We start from the raw sequence: 21,568 nt of genomic DNA, 5'->3' as shown, positions 1-21,568 counted from the left end.
AGAAATGCGCGAGTGGCTTCAACATCCGGCGACCAGGTCGCGACTGCGCGGCAGCCTCTTCGGCGGGGCGATCGGCGACGCGCTCGGCGCGAAGACCGAGTTCGACTCGATCGACCGCATCCGGGAGATCGCCGGACCCGCCGGGATCACCGACCTCATCCCGGCGTACGGCGGCGTCGGGCGGATCACCGATGACACCCAGATGACGTTGTTCACCCTGGAAGGCCTGATCAGGGCCCATGCCGCCGCGCGCCGGGAGCAAGGGACCTTTACTCACGGCCGGAGGCAGCAGGGGACCTTTGCTACCGCTGCTACCGCCACCGCCACCGCCGTCGAGCAGTCGCTGCAGCTGGCCTACCAGCGCTGGCTGCACACCCAGGGCGTCTCGTGGGAGCGCGCCCGCGGCCCGCAGGACACGAGCGCGGAGCCGGACGGCTGGCTGATCACGAACCGTGAGCTGTTCAGCCGCCGCGCGCCCGGCCTCACCTGCTTCGGTGAGCTGGAGGCCTACGGCAGGACCGGCGTACGCGCCGGCATGGACAAGCCGGTGAACAACTCGAAGGGCTGCGGCGGGATCATGCGCGCCGCGCCGGTCGCGTTGTGGTCGGACGACCTGGCCGAGGTGTTCCGGCTCGGCGCCGAGAGCGCGGCCCTGACGCACGGTCACCCGAGCGGGTATCTCTCGTCGGGTGCTTTCGCCGTGATCGTGCGCGAACTGCTGGTCGGGAAACCGCTTCTCGACGCCATCGCGACCGCCCGTGCCGAGCTGGAGAAGTACCGAGGGCACGAAGAGCAGAGCGTCGCGCTCGACCAGGCGCTCGCCCTGGCCGAGGAAGGCGCCCCGACGCCGGAGAAGCTCGAGACGCTCGGGCAGGGGAACATCGGCGAAACCGCGCTCTCCATGTCCGTATACGTCGCACTGACCACTACGGACGCGAACACCGCCCTGCTCGCGTCGGTGAACCACAGCGGCGACAGCGACTCGACGGGTTCGGTCTGCGGGAACCTCGTCGGCGCGATGTACGGCGAACAGGCCTTGCGGACGGACTGGCTCGAGAAGCTGGAACTGAGCGAAGTGATCGGACAGCTGGCGGACGACGCGCTCGCGGAGTTCGGCGGGAACGCCCCGGGTGACGACCGGTGGTACGTCCGCTATCCGGCCCACTAGATTTACCCCCGGTTTGGGGAACTTGGGGAGGGACACATAGTGCGTTACCGGGTTCAAGCGGCGGAGCGGCCGGATGGCCTGTACGCCGTCTGGGGGGACACCGTCTTCGCGGCCCAGCGGTCGACCGAAGACGGCACGCTGCTGCTCGTCGCGCCGCCGGGGGAAGCGGCGCCCGAGGGTTTCGATCGCGACTGGAACGGCCGCCCGGCCCGTGTCGTGCTGAACGGCGAGGTCGGCGCGACCTTCAGCCTCCAGTCGTACGGCCGGTTCGATGACGAGCACTTCCAGATCGCGCCGAACACCGGCGGCGGCGACCTGACCTTGCGCTGGGCGGGAGAGGACGCGGCCCGCGCGGCCGAACTGGGCCTGACGGACTTCTCGACCACCGCCTCGCCGTCGCGGCTGACGGCGTTGTGGCAGACCCGGCACGACTTCGTCGAGACGCCGGAAGCCCGGCCGGAGATCGGCACGGGTGACCAGAGCGCGCTGCTGCGGGCCATCGGCCGGACCCTGCTGCGGGTGCTGCCGCCGGGCTGGCAGCGCGTCGGCGCCCAGTTCCGGCAGGTCGGCGACTACTCCGAACTCGAGGTCCGCTCGGTCGGCGACGAGGGCAACGGCCCGGTGTCGGTGTCGATCGCGGCTCCGCCGGAGCTCGGTTCGCTCTTCGCGCGGTTGCGCGCGGCGATGCACCAGCCCGAGACCGGCACCTGGTTCCAGGGCACGTTCACCCTCGACGCGGAATCGCATTTCGACTTCGACTTCGACGCCGAGCAGGAACCGACCTGGCGGCTGGCGCCGAACGCGGGCGGGAAGCCGTCGCCGCGCGCGTACGCGACCGAGCTCGCGATCTTCCCGCGCGACACCAAGCACGTCCCGGCCTGGCTTTCGGCCAAGGCGGGACTGCCGCTGGACATCGTGTTCCGGCACGCGAAGGTCGTCGACGCGCACAACGAGGGCGAACGACCGGTCGTCAACCGGCCGCCGGTGCCGCCGGACCTGATGCGCGGCGTCCTGGACTACCTCTTCCGCTCGCCGGTGGCGCTGACCAGGCCGGGTCCGCAGCCCGACATCTTCACCCCGAACGGCCCGCCGGACGTGCCGAACGCCTTCCACACCGACGGCGTGTGGATCTGGCCCGCGGCCGTCCCGCACTACCTGCGCAAGTACGGGGTGCCGCCGGAGCCGGAGCTGATCGAGCACATCCTGGCCGCCGGCTTCCGGCCGCCGCTGGTCGGCGAGCTGGTGCGGGCGACCGCGGAGGCGGAGATCGTCGGCAAGCCACGGCCGCCGCAGACCGCAGCGGACCTGCCGGACGAAAGTGCCCGCACCCGCGTCGAACGCGACGGCGAACCCGGCCGCGACATCCGCGCCGTCGAGGTGCTGGACGTCCTGTACCAGCGGCTGGCCGAGCACGGGGTGGCGCCGACGTCCTACCGGATCGGCGCGAACGCGGTGCCGGAGCCGGGGCTCTGGACCCTGCGCCGCACCGAGACCGGCTGGGAGGTCTCCCGTCCGCCGACGGACGAGCCGGTGGCGTTCGCCAAACTCGAAGAGGCGGCACGCTTCTTCCTCGGCACCCTGCTGCTGTACCCGGCGCGAGCCGCGGTGGGCGCCAACGAGGAGTCCGACAACCCCGCCGACTGGCCGATCCTGCCGCTGCGGGGCGAACCGCCGCTGAACTTCTTCCGTCGCAAGCGGATCGTCGTCCTGCCGTCGGGCACCACGGTGCAGCGGTTCGGCAACGAGACCGGCAACCTCGTGCACGCCGAATCGGCGCGGTTCATCGAGACGTCGCTGGCCGCGGACCGCGAACGGGAGCGCAGGCTCTACCGCGTCGTGCGGCCGCTGCGCGTGGTCACGGGCATCACCGCGCCGTGGAACGGGACCCCGGGCGGGGCCGTGGCCTACGTGCTGCCCCGGCCGATCGCCCAGCATCTCGAAACCGGCGCGCTGTCCCGCGTCCAGTGACGGGGTAGCAGACGTCAGGAAGCGGTGATCAGCACCGCGGGCGACCACCAGTAGTCCGCGAGCGGCTCGATCCGGATGCCGGTGAAACCCGCTTCCTTCAGCTGCGAAGCCCAATCGGTGGCGGGCTGCTCCCAGTTCGCGCGGTCCGCCCCGGGTTTGACCAGGCCGAGCAGGATCGGCAGCAGGAACCCCTGTGCCACCAGCGACGCCTCCTTGCCGTACTCCGAGATCCCGCGTTCGTAGCGGGTGACCAGGGAAAGCAGGTACTCGGGGGAGTCTTCGTCGTACTCGGGCACGTCGAACTCGGCGAGAACCAGACACGACGTGCGCGGCCGGAGCGCCCGCAGGACCTCGGTGCGCTCGCCGGTCGGGATCGACTGGAGCGCGAAGGTCGACTGCGTCAGCTGCCACTGCCGGTCGTCGTCGCGGGCCAGGAACTCCTGCGCGGTGGCGTCCCAGGTGTGCAGGCCGTGAGTGCCGTCGAGATGCTTCCGCGTTTCCGCGAGCAACGCGCTCGACGGCTCGACCAGGTCGATCCGGCCCGGCTGCCGGTCCGCCTGTTCGAGGGCGGGAACGACGGCGAGCCCGTCGCCGCAGCCGAGGTCGAGCAGCGAACCGACACTGCCGTAGCGCCGGGCGAGCATGGCGCTGAGCCGCCGATAGAGGTTGACGTTCCCGCCACCGCGGATGAACGCCGTGAACGCGGCGGGCTGGTCGTACACATCTCCGCCGCCGCCTTCGGTCAGGTACCGGTGCAGTTCGCGGCCGAGCGTGGATCCGGCACGCTCGGCGAGGTCCGCTGCCGTGGCCCGGTCACCGTCTCGGTACGCGGTGAGCGCTGCGGCCAGGACGTCCGTTTTCTTCATGTTCTCCTGTTTACCGTCAGAAAGGCACCCAAAGGGTGACTCTGGTGCCATTGCCCGGAGCCGACTCCACCCTGGCGGTCCCGCCGACCTCGTTCAGCCGGGCGGTGATGGACTCGCTGATCCCGAAACCGGCGGGCCGGGAGTCGATACTGAACCCGGCACCGTGATCGCGGGTGATCACCGCGACGCCGCCTTCCTGCTCCTCGACCCGGACGACGACCTTGTCCGTCCCGGCGTGTTTGAGGGTGTTGCGCAGAGACTCGCGGACGGCGTCGCGGATGGCGATCTGCCGCACCTCCGAAAGCGTGTCGTCGTCGAGCTCGGCGATCACGAGCTGGGCACGCAGCCCGTCCCGCGCCATCTCCGCCGCCAGCGAAGCGAGCTTCTCGCCCAGCGGCCGTGAACCGGCTTCCGACCGTTCCGAAGCCTCACTCTCGATCGTCCGGCGCAGTTCCATCGACTGCGCCCGCGCCAGCCGCTGCACCTCGGCGAGCCGCGCGACCGGGTCGCCCTTGTTGGCCAGCGCGATCGCTTCGAGGGTCTGCAGCACGGAGTCGTGCAGCATCCGGTGCTGGCGGGCGCGTTCGGCGATGCGGCCGTTGCGGATGCCGTACGCGAGGGCGAGCCGCGTGCCGAGCCCGATCAGGACGAGGGCGCCGCTCGCGGTGAAGAGGACGCCGAGGATCGACGGGAAAGTGGCCATGGCGTCGCCGGGCGCGGCTTGGCCGGTGCCGAGCAGGGACGCGAGCATCCGCACCGGGAAGCTGCCGACGGCGAGCGCCGCGGCGGCCGGCATACCCAGCGCGAGCGCCAGCAGGGCGACCTCGCCGAGCAGGTGCTTGCCGGGGATCGCCATCGCCTCGGTGAAGACGGAAGCCGGCACCAGCGCCCCGACCGCGAGCGGCGCGAACAGCGTGAACACGAGGTCGATCGCCAGCAGCCGGGCCGCGTACTGCGGGCGGAACGGCGCCGAGCGCAGCATCCACCGGATGCCGTACAGGGAGAGCCCGACCGAGCCGAGGGCCACCAGCCCGACCGGTCCGATCCCGATCATGCCGTGCGTGGAGACGTAGACGCCGAACGCGCCGGGCACCGCGAAGAGCCGGTAGACCAGCGGGACGAGGGCGACGTAGCGGGCGGCTCTGAGCAGCAGGTTGTCGCGATGGGCCGTGTCGATGGGCCCCGACATGTGCTGGATCCGCCGGAGCGCGCGCATCGGTGTCGGGTCGCCGACCTCGTCCGACAGCTCGCTCGTCGCCGTCGCCAGCGCGGGCGCGCCACGACGCAGCAACGTCACCAGAAAACTGGGCGGCCGCTTCGCCATGGATTTTCCCCCTGCCCGGAGCACCGGCAGGAGTATCTCCGGTTACGCCGTGTGGATCCAGAGACCAAGGGGGTTTATCTCAGCCTATGCCGTTCTCGGCGGCCCACTTCTTCAATTCGGCCACCGCCTCGTCGTGCTCCAGCGGACCGCGGTCGAGCCGCAGTTCCTTCAGGTGCTTCCAAGCTTTGCCGACGTCCGGCCCCGGCTTGAGCCCGAGGATCCGCATGATCTCCTCGCCGTTGAGGTCCGGCCGGACCCGGTCGAGGTCCTCCTGCGCCTGGATCGCCGCGATCCGCCGCTCGAGGTCGTCGTAGGTCGCCTGCAGCGCGGCCGCCTTCTTGCGATTGCGCGTGGTGCAGTCGGCGCGCACGAGCTTGTGCAGCCGGGGCAGCAGGTCGCCGGCGTCGGTGACGTAACGCCGCACCGCCGAATCCGTCCATTCGCCCTTGCCGTAGCCGTGGAACCGCAGGTGCAGGAACACGAGCTGGCTGACGTCCTGGACGATCTCCTTCGAGAACTTCAGCGCGCGCAAACGCTTGCGGGCCATCTTCGCGCCGACGACCTCGTGGTGGTGGAAGCTCACGCCGCCACCGGGCTGGAACTCGCGCGTCGCGGGCTTGCCGACGTCGTGCAGGAGCGCCGCGAGCCGCAGGATCAGATCCGGCTCGGAGGTCGGTTCGTGCGACTTCTCCAGGTCGATCGCCTGCGCGAGCACGGTCAGCGAGTGCTGGTAGACGTCCTTGTGCTGGTGGTGCTCGTCGATCGCCAGCCGCATCCCCGGCACCTCGGGCAGCACGCGATCGGCGAGGCGGGTGTCGACCAGCAGCTCGATACCGGGCCGGGGGTCGTCCGCCAGCAGCAGCTTCGACAGCTCGGCCTGCACGCGCTCGGCGGTGATCCGGTCGATCTCCTCGGCCATCGACGACATCGCGTCGACCACCCGCGGCGCCGCGGTGAACCCGAGCTGCGCGGAGAACCGAGCGGCCCGCAGCATGCGCAGCGGGTCGTCGGCGAAGGACTCCTGCGGGGTCGCGGGCGTGTCGAGCACCTTGTCCTGCAGTGCCTGGAGCCCGTCGTGCGGGTCGACGAAGGTCTTGTTCGCGAGGTCGATCGCCATCGCGTTGACCGTGAAGTCGCGGCGGAGCAGATCTCCCTCGATGCTGTCGCCGAAGGTGACCTCGGGGTTGCGGCCGACACGGTCGTAGCTGTCGGCGCGGAACGTCGTGATCTCCAGGGTCATGCCCTGTTTGGTCACGCCGACGGTGCCGAACGCGATACCGACGTCCCACACCGCGTCGCCCCAGGCGCTGACGATCTTGAGCACCTGGTCCGGGCGCGCGTCGGTAGTGAAGTCGAGGTCGTTCGACAGCCGGCGGAGCATCATGTCGCGGACGCTGCCGCCGACCAGGTACAGGCTGTGCCCCGCCTTCGCGAAGAGCTTCGCGAGCTCGTCCGCCAGCGGGGAGATGCGCATCAGCTCGGTCACGGCGTTCTGCATCGCAGTGCTCTTCCCCGCAATCGCCTGCCCGGCGACCACCTTGTTCACGACAATCCCACCACGATTTGGATGTACTTACTACGGCCCGGCCCAACACGGGCACGGAGAGCCAGCGTACCTGTACCGCCGTTTGCTCTAGCATCGCAGCATGTCTGGATCAGCCGGGCGCTCCGGCGCTTCGAAGCCGGGCCGCCGGCGGAGGCGCAGGCGGGGGAGGCGGCTGACCACGGTCGACGAAACCTCGGCCGGCGGACTCGTCGTCGACGCCGAACGGGCGAACGCCGCGCTGATCGGGCGGCTCGACCGGCACGGCAGACTGCTGTGGTCGCTGCCGAAGGGCCACATCGAGGACGGTGAGACGGTGGAGCAGACGGCTGTGCGCGAGGTGAAGGAGGAGACCGGCATCTCCGCGCAGGTCCTGCGGCCCCTCGGCACCATCGACTACTGGTTCGTGGCCGAGCGACGGCGCGTGCACAAGACGGTGCACCATTTCATCCTGGAATCCACCGGCGGCGAACTTTCGGACGAGGATGTCGAGGTGACCGAGGTCGCCTGGGTGCCGCTCGCCGACCTGGAGACCAAACTCGCCTACTCCGACGAGCGCAAGCTGGTCCGGAAGGCCAAAGAACTCTTCGCGCAGCAACAGCACACCGCCGAGGGAGCACCTGAGTGAAGCGGCTTGCCGCCACTGTCCTGTCGATCCTGTTCCTGGCCCTCACCGCGTTGCCCGTCGCGGTCGCGCAGGCCCAGGAACAGCCCCGGCTGCGCGTGGACCTCGACCAGCTCAACCCCCGCGTGATCACCTCGGCTTCGGCTTCGCTCACCGTGACCGGCCGCGTCACCAACATCGGCGACCGGCGGATCAGCAAGCTGGGTGTCCGGCTGCAACTGGGCACGCGGCTGCAGAGCGAGCAGCAGATCGGTGACGTCCTCGCCGGCGACAAGTTCAAGGATCTCGCGGCGACGGAGTTCGTCGACCTCGAACCGGACGAGCTGGAGCCCGGCCAGAGCGCCGCGCTGAACCTGGCCGTCCCGCTCGGTCAGTCCGCCAAGCTGCAGTTCCCGAGGCCCGGCGTGTACCCGCTGCTGGTCAACGTCAACGGGACCCCGGATTTCGGCGGTCCGGAACGGCTGGCGGCGGTCACCCTGCTGATGCCGGTGCTCGGTGTCCCCGGCAAGGCGCCCGCGTCGCGTCCGCCGTCGGCGCCGTCGACGAGCCTGCTGTGGCCGATCGCGAACAGCGTCGTGCACGTCGTCTCCGCCCCACTCGGCGGGCCGCTGACCCTCGCGGACGAGCGGCTGGCGGACGAGCTGGCCGCCGGCGGACGACTGGACTCGCTGGTCGAGGCGGCGCGCGCGGCCGAGGCCGACACGAAGGTCTCGTCGTCGTTGTGCCTGGCCATCGACCCCGACCTGGTCGCGACCGTCGACGCGATGACCCGTGGCTATCAGGTCGCGGGCGGCGCTCCCGGCAAGGGCGTCGAGACCGCGAAGAACTGGCTCGGCAGGCTGAAGGCGCTGGTCGCGGGCCGGTGCGTGGTCACCCTCCCGTTCGCCGACGCCGACCTCACCGCGCTGACGAAGGTCCGCGCCGGTGACGCCACCGACACCGCGCTCATGACCACCGCGCTCGGCGGCGCGGGGACGATCAAGAACCTGCTCGGCATCCAGCCGCAGGACGGCGTGCTCTGGCCCGGCGGCGCCCTCGACTCGCAGACCGTCGAAGCGATCGGCAAGGCGGGCGTCAAGACCGTGCTGACCGATTCGGGCAAGCTCCAGTCCCGCACACCGCTTTCGAGCGGGGTGTCGATCGAAGGGACGGACCTGCGCGCGCAGCCGATCGACGCGCTGATCTCGTCCGCGCTGAACGGCTCGGGGTCCACCCAGAACGGGCTCGGCGCCATCGCCTTCCGTGCCGGGCTCGGCGGGCAGAACGAGGGGCCGGAACGCGCACGGCTGCTGATCGCGCCGCCGCGGCAGTGGGCCGCGACCGGCACCGAACTCACCACGTTCCTGGAGCGGATGGACGACTTCTACACCGCCGGCCTCCTCAAGTCGGCGCCGCTGCCCGAACTACTCGGTGAAGCCCTGTCCGGGACGGCGTCGGTCAACTACGACCCACAGGATCTGACGGCCGCGACCAGCGGCGACGTCACCGCGAAGATGTCCCAGCTCGACAACGAGACACTGGGCCTGTCGTCCGCGATGACGATGGATGCCACCAAACGGGTGAGGCCGGCCGACGTGGTCGCCCCGGTCCGGCTCGCCCTCATCCGGGCCGCGTCGACGTCGTGGCGCGGCGCGGACGCCGCGACCGTCACCGGCAACGCCCGCGGCGATCTGGAGGCGATCCGCAGCCAGGTCACCGTCGAGCGGCCGAAGCAGACGATCGCGCTGGCTTCCGGCGCGGCGCCGCTGCCGGTGTTCATCACCAACAACCTGCCGGTCGGCGTCGCCGTCCAGGTCGCCTTGAAGAACAACGTGGGCCTGCGGCCGACCGACGACACCCAGTTGCAGGCTCAGATGGTCCCGGCCAACAGCGCCCGTAACCGGCTGCTCCCGGTCGAGGCGCTGCGGGCCGGCCGGTTCAGCGTCGACGTGTCGCTGACCACGCCCGACGGGACCCCGCTCGGTTCGGCCGCGCGGTTCGAGCTGACGTCCACGGAGTACGGCGCGATCACCATCATCATCACCATCACCGCGGCGGGTGCGCTGCTGCTCCTGTCGTCCCGCCGGATCTACCGGAGGATCAAGGACTCACGAGCCGATCGGGCGAACGAAACCGCCCCGCGTGTGACCGAGGACGCACAGGTTTAAGTGTTTCCGGGCGTCGCCGATTACCCTGGGTCGAACGATGCCGCCGGGCATCACGTAGCCGAGCACCGAGGATTGGGCACGCGTTGGAAAGAGAGCCGGGTGTACCGCCCGAGCGTGCAGGCCGTCCCCGGCGCGAAGGCACTCCGCCACCGCCCCGCCGTACCGAGGGACCCGCACGCCGTCCGGAGCGTCGTCAGCCGCCCCCGCAGCAGCCCCCGCCCGAACGCGGTGAGCGCCCGCGGCGGGCCGCGCCGCCGCCTCCTCCGCAGCCGGTGGACGGCCGCCGCCAGCGGGTGGCGGGCCGCCCCGACGACGAGACACGGCGGCTGAGGCCACCGCAGGCCCCACCGCAGAACCAGGTACCGCCGCGGAAGGCGCCCCCTCCCCAGGGGACGCCTCCGCCGCCGACCCGTCGTCAGCCGGTTCCGCCGCCGCAGGGCCCGCCGCTGCCGCAGCCGTCCCAGAACCCGCCGCCGCGGCGTCCGGCTGTGTCACAGCCGCCTCCTCAGGCGCTCCACCAGACACCGCCTCCGCCGCATCGCGGGCGCCGCCAGCCGCCACCGGTCCGCCCGTGGCAGGTCGACCGGCGCGACGAACCCGACGCGACGCGGTTCATCCCGCGCACCCCCGGCGTCCCGATGGGCTCGCGCTGGCCGGTCGCCGACCCTGACGTCCTCCGCCCGTACGACCAGCTCGCCACGCAGGTCATGCCGGCGATCAAGGACGCGCCGCTGGTCAAACCGCGGCCGGGGGAGACGGGCGAGCAGGATGTCGCCGCCCCGGCGAAGGCGCCGTCGATCGCGAAGTCGAGCGGCCGGATGGCGATCGCCTCGCTGATCAGCCGCATCACCGGCTTCGCCTGGAAGCTGCTGCTGGTCGCGGCCATCGGCGCCCAGGTGGAGAACGACTCCTTCAACGTCGCCAACACCATGCCGAACATCATCTTCGAGCTGCTGATGGGCGGGGTGCTGTCCAGCCTCGTGGTCCCGCTGCTCGTGCGGTCGCAGGACGACAAGGACGGCGGCGAGGCCTACACCCAGCGGCTGGTCACGGTCGCGGGCACGCTGCTCGTCGTCGGGACGACGATCGCGGTCTTCGCGGCGCCGTGGATCACCAAGCTCTACGTCGACGACAAGGGGCAGGCGAATCCCGACCTGGTCACCGCGTTCGCGTACCTGCTGTTGCCGCAGATCTTCTTCTACGGCTTGTTCGCGCTGCTCTCGGCGGTGCTGAACGCGAAGAACATCTTCGGTCCGACAGCGTGGGCGCCCGTGATCAACAACCTCGTCGTCATCTTCACCATCCTCGTGGTGTGGATCATGCCGGGGAACATCTCCACGGATCCCGTGTCCATCACCGACCCGAAGCTGCTGACCCTGGGCATCGGCGTGACCTCGGGCATCGTGGCGCAGTCGGTGCTGCTGATCCCGCCGCTGCTGCGGTCGGGGTTCAAGTTCAAATGGCGCTGGGGCATCGACAAGCGCATGAAGGAGTTCGGCGGACTGGCGCTGTGGACCGTCGGCTATGTCGCGGTCAGCCAGGTCGGCTACACGATCACGACCCGGGTGCTGACCAGCGGTTCGCAAGGCGGTGTGACCGCGTACAGCAACGCGTGGCTGCTCTTCCAGCTGCCGTACGGCGTCATCGGGGTGTCACTGCTGACCGCGATCATGCCGAGGATGAGCCGCGCGGCAGCGGACGGCGACCACAAGAAGCTGATCGGCGACCTCTCCTACGCCTCGCGGATCTCGACGGTGACACTCCTGCCGATTTCCGCCGTGATGACCATCGTGGGCGGTTCGGTCGGTATCGCCCTGTTCACCTTGGGCAAGGGCACGGTCGAGGACGCGTCGCGGATGGGCGAGGCGCTGGCCATCTCCGCGTTCGCGCTGCTGCCGTACGCGCTGGTCATGCTGCAGATGCGGGTGTTCTACGCGATGAAGGACGCACGGACCCCGGTGCTGATCATGATCGTGATGACCGTGGTGAAGGTGCCGCTGCTGTATCTGTGCCCCGTGCTGTTGTCCCCGGACAACATCGTGCTCGGCGTGATGATGGTCAACGGCCTCACGTTCGTCGTCGGCGCGATCCTCGGTCAGGTCTGGCTGTGGGTGACCCTCGGAAATCTCCGGAGCAAGCGGGTTCTCGGGGTGATCCTCTTCACGGTCGTCGCGAGTGTGCTCGGGGTCGGCGCCGCCTGGCTCGCCGGGCAGATCGTCCCTGACTCGTTCGGGCCTACTTTCCAAGCCTGGGTGAAACTTCTGCTGCAGACGGTGGTCGGGATCGTGGTCTCGTTCGGCGTGCTCATGGCCTTGAAGGTCGAGGAGTTGAAGCCCGCCACGACGAGGATCACCCGGTTGATCAAGCGCGGATAACGATTCACGTACGGATGGCGCGCGTTCACGGGTCGTATTCTGGGTACTCTCGAGGCGGGAGCTACGCGGGAGAGTGCGGTGGATACGAGACGGAGCGAACAGGCAGGGGAGGCCGGCCAGATGGGCATCCGGGCCCAAGGCGGGTCGCTGGCCCCTGGCCGGGTCGTCGGTGACGGCCGGTATCGCCTGCTCGCACAGTTCGGGGTGGACGAGCGGGCCGCCGCGCATCTTTGGCGTGCCCGCGACGGGCAGCTGAAGCGGGACGTGGCGCTGACGCTGCTGGTCGGCGACCCCGCGGACGCGGAAGCCGCCCGGCTCGCGCGCCGGACGCTGGAGCGTGCCGCGCACGCCTCCAAGTTCGGCCACGGCGGGGTCGCGCGCGTTCTCGACGTGCTCAGCCTCGGCAGCGGCGTCACATCGAGCGAAGGTCTGCTCGGTGTCGTCGTCGCGGAATGGACCAAGGGCAGCGACCTGGTCGACCTGGTGGCGCAGCGCCCGGTGGCGCCCGCCGCGGCGGCCAGGATGGTGCAGGCGCTGGCGGAAGCCGTCGACCACGCCCATCAGAACGGTCTCGTCCTCGGCCTCGACCACCCGCAGCGTCTCCGGCTCACCCCGGACGGCGCACTGAAGCTCGCCTTCCCGGGCCCCTTGCCCGAAGCGACCCTTCGCGACGACGTCAAAGCACTCGGCGCCGTCCTGTACCTGCTGCTGACCGGCCGGTGGGCCCTTCCCGGTGGCCCGGCCGCGATCCCGGCGGCGCCGCACGCGCCGACCGGCCGTGTCATCCCGCCGCGTTCACTGGTCCCGACGGTGCCCGTTGAGCTGTCCTCGCTCGCCGTCCGCACCATCGAGGACGGCGGCCACGGCGGTATCCGCACCAGCGCGGCCATCCTGCGTGTCCTGGACCAGGTCGCCGAAGCCGAAGAACGCACCCAGCTGATCAAGGCCGTCGGCGAGGAAGAGGCCGTGGCCGAATCGGACGGCACGGTCTGGACGACGAAGAAGCCGGTCAAGGACGTCGCGCGCCGCAAGAAGCTGGCGTTCGGCGTGACCGTGCTGGTCGTCGCGACCGTGGTCATCCTCGCCTGGGGCGGGATGATGCTGATCAACCTGTTCCAGGGCGAGTCGAAGTCCAGCGGTCCGAAAATCAACGTCGCCGCGTCCTCTTCGCAGGTCGCGCCGCCGCCCTCGGGCGAGCAGCCGCCGCCGGCCCAGCAGAAGCCGTCCCCCGCCGTGGGTGCCGCGGTGAAGCCGTCGGCCGTGGCCGTCTACAACCCGGGCAGCAAGGGCGACAGCCCTGGCAAGGCCAGGAACACCACCGACGGTGACACGGTCACCTCGTGGAAGACCGACCAATACGACAAGCAATTCCCGGTGCTCAAGGACGGCGTCGGACTGGTCGTGACCTTCAAGGACCCGATCAACCTCACCCAGGTCAAGATCGACGCGGCGAGCCCCGGCTCGAAGGTCGAGATCCGCTCCGCCGACAAGAAGAACCCGAAGCTCGACGAAACGAAGGTCGTCGGGACCGGAGACCTCGCGGAGGGCGAGTCGACCATCGCGTTGCAGCAGCCTCAGCAGGGTCAGTACTTCATCATCTGGATCACTCAGCTGGGTGAAGATGACAAAGGAAAGTTCGTCACCGAACTCAACGAGCTGACCTTCCTGCCTGCGGGGTGACGGCGGACACCGGGTCAGTAGGCTCTCCCGGGTGACAGCTGCAGCTCCCACGGACGCGGATCTCATAGCGGCGCATGCCGCTGGAGACCCGCACGCGTTCAGTGAACTGGTCCAGCGACATCGAGACCGCATGTGGGCGGTGGCCCTGCGCACCTTGCGGGATCCGGAAGAAGCCGCGGACGCCCTGCAGGACGCCTTCATCTCCGCGTTCCGAGCAGCGGGCAACTTCAGAGCAGAATCGCAGGTCACGACGTGGTTGCACCGCATCGTCGTGAACGCGTGCCTCGACCGCATCCGGCGGGGCAAGGCCAGACCGACCGTTCCGTTGCCCGAGACCGGGCAGTTCAACGAGCCCGCTTCACCGCGTGACTCGATGTCGGAACGCGAGACGAGCCTGGTCGTCAAGGAAGCCCTCGACCAGCTCCCCGAAGAGCAGCGTGCCCCGATCGTGTTGGTCGACGTCGAGGGATACTCCGTCGCCGAGACGGCGAAGATGCTCGGCATCGCCGAGGGCACGGTCAAGAGCCGGTGTGCCCGAGGTCGCGGAAAGCTCGCGAAGGTTCTCGGACATCTACGGAACCCCGATGCGATTGCGAACGTCCCAACTCACGAAAGCAAACGAGAGCGCGCTACCCCGCAACGGGGTGCCAGGCGTCCTCAGGGCACGCCGGGTGACGGGGAGGGACGATGACAGACGAGAGCAGGGGGATCGGTGGGACCGTCGGTCCGCCGTGGTCTGTCGATGTGCTCGCCGACCTGCACGCAGGTGTGCTGGACGAGCGAGAAGCGGCCAAGCTGTGGCCGCTGGTGAACGCCGACCCCGAAGCACTGGCGATCATCGAAGCACTCGAAGCGACCACGGCCGACCTCGCGGAACTCGCGAACGAGCCGGTCGCGCCGATGCCGGCGGAGTACGCGGCACGGATCGACGCCGCGCTGGCCGCCGAAATGCGAGTGTCGCCTGCGTTTCAAGGCGCATCTGAACGGCCGCAGGAGCAGGTCGCCCCGGTGGTGGACCTCGCGGCCGCACGGCGGCGGCGGAACAAACGGATCGGCTGGGGCGCCGGAATAGCGACCGTGGCGGCGGCGGCCATCGCCGCCGTGGCGATAGTCGTCCCGGCCACCCGGGAGCCGGATTCGGGCGGTATCGCCCAGCCCGCGCCGTCGGCTCCTTCCGGACCTTCGGTCGGCGGAGACGGCGGAGGTGCCGAAGCCCTCGTCGGCAAGGCGATCGGCGTCCGCGACTTCGGCTCGCTGAAGACCGAAGAACGCCTCGACGCCTGCGTCGCCGCGGCCGGAATGGACGCCGACGTGCGGCCGGAGGGCATCCGGCCGGTGAACGTCGCGGGCAAGGACGGCGTGATGGTGATCTACACCACAGGCAAACTCGCCCAGTTCCGCATCGTCGCCTTCGGTGCCGACTGCGGCCCCGGCAACCCGGCGGTCCTCTTCGACAAGATCATCGGAGCGAAGTAGCAGACGAGACGTGGTAGCAGCGGCAGAAAAAGATCTCCCTGCTGCCTCCGGCCGCTAATAGAGGTCCCTTGCTCTCCGGATGGGAGCAAGGGACCTTTGCCACCACCTCGGCGCGGGCGGGGAAGTAGCGCCGGTCACCCCGGGAACACCGGCCCTTACGATCGTGTTGAGCCTGGTGAACAGGTCACTACGAGCGGAGGTCACGGGTGGCTGCCGAGGAGATCAGGAACCTGATCATTGTGGGATCGGGTCCTGCGGGATACACCGCCGCTGTCTACGCGGCACGGGCGCAGCTCGAACCGCTGGTGTTCGAGGGCACTCAGTTCGGCGGTGCGCTGATGACGACGACGGAGGTCGAGAACTTCCCCGGCTTCCGCGAAGGCATCCAGGGTCCCGACCTCATGGAAGAGATGCGCGAGCAGGCCAAGCGTTTCGGCGCCGACCTGCGCCAGGAGGACGTCGAGTCCGTCGAGCTGACCGGTGACGTCAAGTACGTCTTCGCGAACGGCAAGCGCTACGCGGCCCGCGCGGTCGTGCTCTCGATGGGCGCCGCGGCCCGCTATCTGAACGTGCCCGGCGAGCAGGAACTGCTCGGCCGCGGGGTTTCGGCCTGTGCCACCTGCGACGGTTTCTTCTTCCGCGACCACGACATCGTGGTCGCCGGCGGCGGCGACTCGGCGATGGAGGAGGCGACCTTCCTGACGAAGTTCGCCAAGTCCGTGACGATCGTCCACCGCCGCGAGGAGTTCCGCGCTTCCAAGATCATGCTGGAGCGTGCCCGCGAGAACGAGAAGATCAAGTGGGCGCTCAACAAGCAGATCACCGAGGTCGAGGGTGAGGGCAAGGTCGAGGGCCTGAAGCTCAAGGACACGGTCACCGGTGAGGAGTCCAAGCTGGACGTGACCGGGTTCTTCGTCGCGATCGGTCACGACCCGCGCAGCGAACTGGTGCGCGGCCAGGTGGACCTCGACGAGGACGGCTACGTGCTCACCAAGGGCCGCACCTCGTACACGAACCTTCCCGGCGTTTTCGCCGCGGGCGACCTGGTCGACCGCACGTACCGGCAGGCGATCACCGCCGCGGGCTCGGGCTGCGCCGCGGCGATCGACGCGGAACGATGGCTGGCGGAGCACGCCGGTGTCGAGGCCGCCCAGGAGACCCCTGAGCTGGTCGGTGGCGGCTACGGCGCCACCACCGACTGACTTTCGCAACACCGGAGTTTCACCACCCAGAAGGAGACACCATGGCCAACACCGTGACGGTGACCGACAAGACGTTCGTCGACGACGTGCTGACGAGCGAGAAGCCCGTCCTGGTCGACTTCTGGGCGACCTGGTGCGGTCCGTGCAAGATGGTCGCCCCGGTACTCGAGGAGATCGCGGCCGAGAACGGCGAGAAGCTGACGGTCGCGAAGCTCGACATCGACGCCAACCCGAACACTGCGCGTGACTACCAGGTGATGTCGATCCCGACGCTGATCCTGTTCCAGGGCGGCAAGCCGGTGAAGCAGATCGTCGGCGCCAAGCCGAAGGCCGCGCTGCTGTCGGACCTCGCCGACGTCCTCTGATCTCGCGTTTCACCTGCCGAAACCCGGGGCCTGCCCAGGCTCCGGGTTTCGTCGTCACGGGGAATGGGTAGATCTCTCCGTTATGGGAACGCCTGGACGAGTTCCACGAACGGGGACTTGACGCACCGACCGGGCCTCCGCGCTCACCGAGAGTTCACAGGGCACAATAGAGCACCGGGGTTCGCCCCGCAGGGTTTTCATAGTCGTGCATCGAGCTCGATCGGTGCCCCAAGGGAAGAGCGAGGAGTGCATGCGGGTACTCCGCCGCGGTGACGCCGGACCGGACGTCGCCGAGATCAGGTCCACGCTGGCGGCGATGGAGCTGCTCCCGCCGGTGACCGAATCCGGGGAGTACGAGGTCTTCGACACGGCGATGGAACATGCCGTGCGGGCGTTCCAGCAGCGCCGTGGGCTCATCACCGACGGTCTGGTGGGTCCGGCCACCTATCAGGCGCTTCGCGGCGCCGGCTTCCATCTCGGCAGCCGGCCGCTGACCTACATGTTCTCCGCCCCCATGCAGGGTGACGACGTCTTCGCGCTCCAGGAGCGGCTGACCGAGCTCGGTTTCGACGCCGGCCGCCCGGACGGCCACTTCGGTCCCCAGACCGAGCGTGCGCTCAAGACCTTCCAGCGCGACATGCGCCTGGTCGCCGACGGTATGTGCGGCCCGGCCACCATCCGTGAGCTGCACCGGCTCTCTTCGCCGCGTGCCCGCGGCGGCCGCCCCGTTTTCCTGCGCGAGCAGGAGCAGGTGCGGCAGGCGGGCCCCCGGCTGCGCGGCAAGCGCATCGTGATCGACCCTGGCCACGGCGGCGAGGACCTCGGGGTCGTCGCGGGCGGCTTGCGCGAGGCGGACATCGCCTGGGACCTGGCGCGGCGGCTCGAAGGCCGGATGCAGGCCACGGGCATGGAGGCGCTGATCTCGCGCGGCCCGAACCAGAGCCCGACTGAGGGTGAGCGGGCGAAGTTCGCGAACGAGGCGGGCGCCGACCTGTTCCTTTCGCTGCACAACGACAAGAACCCCTCGCCCAAGGCGCAGGGGGTCGCGAGCTTCCACTTCGGCACCGGCAACGGCACCACGTCGACCGTCGGTGAGTTGCTGGCCGGCTTCATCCAGCGCGAGCTGGCCGCCCGCACCGGCATGCTCGACTGCCGCACGCACTACAAGACCTGGGAGATCTTCACCCGCACCCGCTGCCCCGCGGTGCGGATCGAGATCGGCTACCTGACCAACCCCGAGGACAGCCGCAAACTGGCGGACCCGGCTTTCCGCGACGTCGTCGCCGAAGGCATCCTGGTCGCTGTGAAGCGCCTGTACCTCCTCGGCGAAGGCGACCAACCGACCGGCACGTTCACCTTCGCGGACGTCCTGGCCCACGAACTCGCCAAAGCGGAGTAGCCAGTCCTCCACACCCGCACGCGGGCGCACATCCCTCTGCCGACGCCCTCGGCACAACCGGTTGTGTGCCCCGTCCCCCGAGTACGCCACCCCTAGCTCCACCCGGCGCGCAGCCCCCACCCTTCCCGGGGGGCGTCCCCAAGTCCAGCCTACCCATCCACAGATTTTCCACCGCTCCTAGCAGCGATCTGTGGATAACTCGGCGGGTTACCCACAGCTGTCCCCAGGCAGGGGGATGGCTGCTGCGCGCGCTCTGGAACTCTGCTAAAGCGGGGCGAAGAAGGTCAGGCGCGGCCCATGCTCGGCTCGGCCGTCGTGATGGAGACCTGGCCGAGTAGCCGTTCGAGGGCCGCCTCCACGTCTTCCTTCCACGAGATCGCCGACCGCAGTTCCAGCCGCAGCCGCGGCCACCGCGGATGCGGCCGCACGGTCTTGAACCCGACACTCTGCAGGAACGCGGCGGGCAGGACACAACTGTGCCCGCCGTCCGGATCGGTCTCGTCGGGCTTGGCGTCCCCGAAGGCCTCGATCGCGCGAACCCCGCGTTTGGTGAGGTCCTTCGCGACGGCCTGCACCAGCATCCGGCCGAGCCCGCCGCCCTGGAATTCGGGAAGCACCTGGAAGGCGGTCAGCAGGACCGCGTCGGGGCCGGGGGGCGAAGTCGGGAAAGCCAGCGAGCGCGGCACGGCGTTCGGCGGCGCGTAGAGCACGAAACCGACGGGCAGGGTGTCGCTGTAGACGATCCGGCCGCAGGAACCCCACTCCAGCAGCACGCTGGAGACCCAGGCTTCCTTTTCGACCTCTGTCGCGCCGTATTCCTCGGCCTGCGCCTTCAGATGCGGTGCCAGCTCCCAGTACACGCAGCGGCGACAGCTCTTGGGCAGGTGTTCGAGGTTGTCCAGGGTTACGCCCACGACGCGACGCGACACAGACAAACCTCCCTGAATGAGGAACACCCGACGCGGCCTTGTCCCGAGCAGGGCTCACTGAAGGGGTCCAGACCGAGGATAGGCCGATGTGATGAACACCGAAAGGCCAGGGCCCCTCAAGGGAGGGTGGTTACACTCGATGGAACTACCAGTCGGTAGCGACTATGTCCACTTCGAAGCCGGGTGAAGCGCCTGATGACCGAGAACCGCCCTGTCCGGCCGGAGCCCGGCCGACACAACCTCGACCCTCATCTCGACCGCTACGCCGCTCGTACGGCCGGGATGACTGCTTCCGAGATCAGGGCCTTGTTCGCGGTGGCCAGTCGCCCCGAAGTGGTGTCGCTCGCCGGCGGGATGCCGAACCTCGCCGCGCTCCCGTTGGACACGCTGTCCGCGCAGGTCGGCGAGCTCATCGCCCAAGACGGCCTGGTCGCGCTCCAGTACGGCTCCGCGCACGGCATCCCGTCGCTGCGTGAGCAGATCTGCGAAATCATGGCCCTCGAGGGCATCAAGGCCCACCCGGACGACGTCGTCGTGACGGTCGGCTCCCAGATGGGGCTCGACATGGTCACCCGGCTGTTCTGCGATCCGGGTGACGTCATCATCGCCGAGGGCCCGTCGTACGTCGGCGCGCTGGGCTCGTTCGCCGCGTACCAGGCGGACGTCGTCCATGTCGCGATGGACGACCACGGCCTGGTCCCCGAGGGGCTCCGCGCCGCGCTCGCGGAGACACGGAAAGCGGGCCGCCGGGTCAAGTTCCTCTACACGATCCCCAACTTCCACAACCCCGGCGGCGTCACGCTGGCCGTCGAGCGGCGCGCGGAGATCGTGGAGATCTGCCGGGAGAACGACATCCTCATCGTCGAGGACAACCCGTACGGACTGCTCGGCTTCGGCGGGCAGACGTACCCCGCGCTCCGCTCGATCGACCCCGACAATGTCGTTTACCTGGGCTCCTTTTCGAAGACGTTCGCGTCCGGCCTGCGGGTCGGCTGGGTGCTCGCGCCGCATGCCGTCCGGGAGAAACTCGTGCTCGCGGCCGAGTCCGCGACGCTTTGTCCGCCAACGCTTAACCAGTTGATCGTGTCGCGATACCTCTCGACGCACGACTGGATGGGGCAGATCAAGACCTTCCGCGAGAACTACCGGGAGCGACGGGACGCGATCCTGTCCGCGCTCGATCAGCACATGCCCGCCGGTTGCAGCTGGACCAAACCCGATGGCGGTTTCTACGTCTGGATGACCGTCCCCGAGGGCGTGGACACGAAGGCGATGCTGCCGCGGGCCGTCACGGCCCGTGTCGCGTACGCCTCCGGAACCGGTTTCTACGCCGACGGTTTCGGCAGCAGACAGCTTCGACTTTCCTACTGCTACCCGACGCCCGAGCGGATCCGCGAAGGTGTCCGGCGGCTCGCCGCGGTGCTCGAGTCCGAAATGGACCTCGCGCGTACCTTCGGTAACGCGAGCCCACGCTCGATCTCGGGGCCGCAGAACCCTTCTCCGGACACGGTCTGATCGGCCGGACGTCCCCAAGCACAAAGGAGTCTCGGTGGTCGACCGCACCGTTGCCGTACTCGCAGGCGGACTTTCCCACGAACGCGATGTCTCTCTCCGCTCCGGACGCCGGCTCTCGGTCGCGTTGCGGGCGGAAGGTCTCATCGTCGAGGAGTGGGACACCGACGCGGGCCTGCTCGAACGCCTGCGCACCCAGCGGCCTGACGCGGCCATCGTCGCCCTTCACGGTGGTGAGGGGGAGAACGGCGCGGTGCAGACGGTGCTGGAGATGCTCGACGTGCCTTACGTCGGGACCAGTTCGCGGGGCTGCCGCCGCGCGTGGGACAAGCCGACGGCCAAGGCACTCGTCGCCGACGCGGGTTTCACCACGCCGGACTGGGTCGTGCTGCCGCACAGCACCTTCCGCGAACTCGGCGCGCAGGCCGTGCTCGACTCGATGGTCGAGACGCTGGGCCTGCCCATGATCCTCAAACCGGACCAGGGCGGTTCGGCGCTGGGCGCCCAGGTCGTCAAGGACGCCGCTGAAATGCCCGGCGCGATGGTCGGCTGCTTCGCTTACGGAGACACCGTTCTCGCCGAGAAGTTCGTATCCGGCGTTGAGGTGGCCGTGACGGTCATCGAAGGCGCGGAAGGCCCCGAGGCCCTGCCCGCGGTCGAGATCGTGCCGGAGAGCGGCGTGTACGACTACACCGCCCGCTACACCGCCGGGCTGACCGATTTCTTCACCCCCGCGCGGATCCCCGACGACGCCGCCAAGGCGGTCAGCGAGCTGGCCGTCGCCGTGCACCGGCAACTCGGGCTTCGCGACATCTCCCGCACCGACGCCGTGGTCGCCGAAGACGGCACGGTCTACTTCCTCGCGGTGAACCTGTCCCCGGGCCTGACCGAGACTTCGATCGTCCCGGTGGCGATCGAGGCGTCCGGTGCCACCCTCGGCTCGGTCTTCGCCGACCTCGTGGGACGGGCGATTTCCCGCAAGAGCTGAG

17 protein-coding genes are annotated in these 21,568 nt (G+C 69.5%); 13 read left to right on the top strand and 4 right to left on the bottom strand.

Features of this window, described 5'->3' with window-relative positions; all coding sequences use genetic code 11:
* Positions 1–4 precede the first annotated feature (4 nt).
* Positions 5–1,168: an ADP-ribosylglycohydrolase family protein gene (locus AC0685_RS02650; RefSeq protein WP_478223930.1), complete on the top strand. Its 1,164-nt coding sequence runs from the start codon at positions 5–7 to the stop codon at positions 1,166–1,168.
* 39 nt (positions 1,169–1,207) lie between these two features.
* Positions 1,208–3,136 carry a TNT domain-containing protein gene (locus AC0685_RS02645; protein WP_478223929.1) on the top strand — a complete coding sequence of 643 codons (1,929 nt, stop codon included), beginning with the start codon at positions 1,208–1,210 and terminating at the stop codon, positions 3,134–3,136.
* A gap of 14 nt (positions 3,137–3,150) precedes the next feature.
* Here AC0685_RS02645 and AC0685_RS02640 read toward each other — a convergent pair whose 3' ends face one another.
* From AC0685_RS02640 to AC0685_RS02630, 3 genes are all read right to left on the bottom strand, one after another.
* Positions 3,151–4,002 (bottom strand): class I SAM-dependent methyltransferase, encoded by an 852-nt coding sequence (locus AC0685_RS02640; RefSeq protein ID WP_478223928.1) that lies wholly within the window; start codon positions 4,000–4,002, stop codon positions 3,151–3,153.
* Between the two features lie 16 nt (positions 4,003–4,018).
* Positions 4,019–5,326 carry a sensor histidine kinase gene (locus AC0685_RS02635; RefSeq protein WP_478223927.1) on the bottom strand — a complete coding sequence of 436 codons (1,308 nt, stop codon included), beginning with the start codon at positions 5,324–5,326 and terminating at the stop codon, positions 4,019–4,021.
* 79 nt (positions 5,327–5,405) lie between these two features.
* Entirely contained in the window at positions 5,406–6,824 is a 1,419-nt protein-coding gene (locus tag AC0685_RS02630) for a CCA tRNA nucleotidyltransferase (protein ID WP_478224444.1), read from the bottom strand.
* Positions 6,825–6,972: 148 nt separating this feature from the next.
* Between AC0685_RS02630 and AC0685_RS02625 the strand changes: the two genes are divergently transcribed.
* From AC0685_RS02625 to AC0685_RS02585, 9 genes are all read left to right on the top strand, one after another.
* Positions 6,973–7,497, top strand: coding sequence for an NUDIX hydrolase (locus AC0685_RS02625; RefSeq protein WP_125679360.1), 525 nt, complete (start codon positions 6,973–6,975; stop codon positions 7,495–7,497).
* Positions 7,494–9,641 carry a DUF6049 family protein gene (locus AC0685_RS02620; protein ID WP_478223926.1) on the top strand — a complete coding sequence of 716 codons (2,148 nt, stop codon included), beginning with the start codon at positions 7,494–7,496 and terminating at the stop codon, positions 9,639–9,641. The genes AC0685_RS02625 and AC0685_RS02620 overlap by 4 nt, the downstream gene beginning before the upstream one ends.
* A gap of 272 nt (positions 9,642–9,913) precedes the next feature.
* A complete protein-coding gene (gene murJ, locus AC0685_RS02615; RefSeq protein ID WP_478224443.1) occupies positions 9,914–12,016 on the top strand; it encodes a murein biosynthesis integral membrane protein MurJ in 2,103 nt (700 codons plus the stop codon).
* A gap of 120 nt (positions 12,017–12,136) precedes the next feature.
* On the top strand, positions 12,137–13,696 hold the full coding sequence (locus AC0685_RS02610; protein ID WP_478224442.1) for a hypothetical protein: 1,560 nt from the start codon (positions 12,137–12,139) through the stop codon (positions 13,694–13,696).
* Between the two features lie 31 nt (positions 13,697–13,727).
* A complete protein-coding gene (gene sigM, locus AC0685_RS02605) occupies positions 13,728–14,387 on the top strand; it encodes an RNA polymerase sigma factor SigM (RefSeq protein ID WP_037333997.1) in 660 nt (219 codons plus the stop codon).
* Complete coding sequence (locus AC0685_RS02600) at positions 14,384–15,172, top strand: hypothetical protein (protein ID WP_478223925.1); 789 nt, start codon at positions 14,384–14,386, stop codon at positions 15,170–15,172. Before sigM ends, AC0685_RS02600 begins: the two co-directional genes overlap by 4 nt.
* Positions 15,173–15,378: 206 nt before the next feature.
* Positions 15,379–16,374, top strand: coding sequence for a thioredoxin-disulfide reductase (gene trxB, locus AC0685_RS02595; RefSeq protein WP_478223924.1), 996 nt, complete (start codon positions 15,379–15,381; stop codon positions 16,372–16,374).
* Between the two features lie 41 nt (positions 16,375–16,415).
* Entirely contained in the window at positions 16,416–16,739 is a 324-nt protein-coding gene (trxA, locus tag AC0685_RS02590; protein ID WP_101611569.1) for a thioredoxin, read from the top strand.
* Positions 16,740–16,989: 250 nt separating this feature from the next.
* Entirely contained in the window at positions 16,990–18,138 is a 1,149-nt protein-coding gene (locus AC0685_RS02585; RefSeq protein ID WP_478223923.1) for an N-acetylmuramoyl-L-alanine amidase, read from the top strand.
* Positions 18,139–18,422: 284 nt separating this feature from the next.
* Here the strand turns inward: AC0685_RS02585 and AC0685_RS02580 are convergent, their stop codons facing one another.
* Complete coding sequence (locus AC0685_RS02580; protein ID WP_465459656.1) at positions 18,423–19,067, bottom strand: GNAT family N-acetyltransferase; 645 nt, start codon at positions 19,065–19,067, stop codon at positions 18,423–18,425.
* Between the two features lie 195 nt (positions 19,068–19,262).
* Here AC0685_RS02580 and AC0685_RS02575 point away from each other — a divergent pair, with 195 nt between their 5' ends.
* A complete protein-coding gene (locus AC0685_RS02575; RefSeq protein ID WP_478223922.1) occupies positions 19,263–20,582 on the top strand; it encodes an aminotransferase-like domain-containing protein in 1,320 nt (439 codons plus the stop codon).
* Between the two features lie 34 nt (positions 20,583–20,616).
* On the top strand, positions 20,617–21,567 hold the full coding sequence (locus AC0685_RS02570; RefSeq protein ID WP_340686107.1) for a D-alanine--D-alanine ligase family protein: 951 nt from the start codon (positions 20,617–20,619) through the stop codon (positions 21,565–21,567).
* Position 21,568: the final 1 nt, after the last annotated feature.

Source organism: Amycolatopsis sp. NPDC043889 (assembly GCF_056435645.1).
The sequence above is the reverse complement of the archived record's forward strand: the minus strand, read 5'-3'. Positions and strand labels throughout refer to the sequence as shown.

Bases quoted from the DNA above. Each gene is read 5' to 3' on its own strand.
- AC0685_RS02635 (WP_478223927.1), bottom strand. From the start codon at position 5,326: ATGGCGAAGCGGCCGCCCAGTTTTCTGGTGACGTTGCTGCGTCGTGGC.
- AC0685_RS02640 (WP_478223928.1), bottom strand. From the start codon at position 4,002: ATGAAGAAAACGGACGTCCTGGCCGCAGCGCTCACCGCGTACCGAGAC.
- AC0685_RS02630 (WP_478224444.1), bottom strand. From the start codon at position 6,824: ATGCAGAACGCCGTGACCGAGCTGATGCGCATCTCCCCGCTGGCGGAC.
- AC0685_RS02600 (WP_478223925.1), top strand. From the start codon at position 14,384: ATGACAGACGAGAGCAGGGGGATCGGTGGGACCGTCGGTCCGCCGTGG.
- AC0685_RS02585 (WP_478223923.1), top strand. From the start codon at position 16,990: ATGCGGGTACTCCGCCGCGGTGACGCCGGACCGGACGTCGCCGAGATC.
- AC0685_RS02650 (WP_478223930.1), top strand. From the start codon at position 5: ATGCGCGAGTGGCTTCAACATCCGGCGACCAGGTCGCGACTGCGCGGC.
- AC0685_RS02610 (WP_478224442.1), top strand. From the start codon at position 12,137: ATGGGCATCCGGGCCCAAGGCGGGTCGCTGGCCCCTGGCCGGGTCGTC.
- AC0685_RS02575 (WP_478223922.1), top strand. From the start codon at position 19,263: ATGACCGAGAACCGCCCTGTCCGGCCGGAGCCCGGCCGACACAACCTC.
- AC0685_RS02625 (WP_125679360.1), top strand. From the start codon at position 6,973: ATGTCTGGATCAGCCGGGCGCTCCGGCGCTTCGAAGCCGGGCCGCCGG.
- trxA (WP_101611569.1), top strand. From the start codon at position 16,416: ATGGCCAACACCGTGACGGTGACCGACAAGACGTTCGTCGACGACGTG.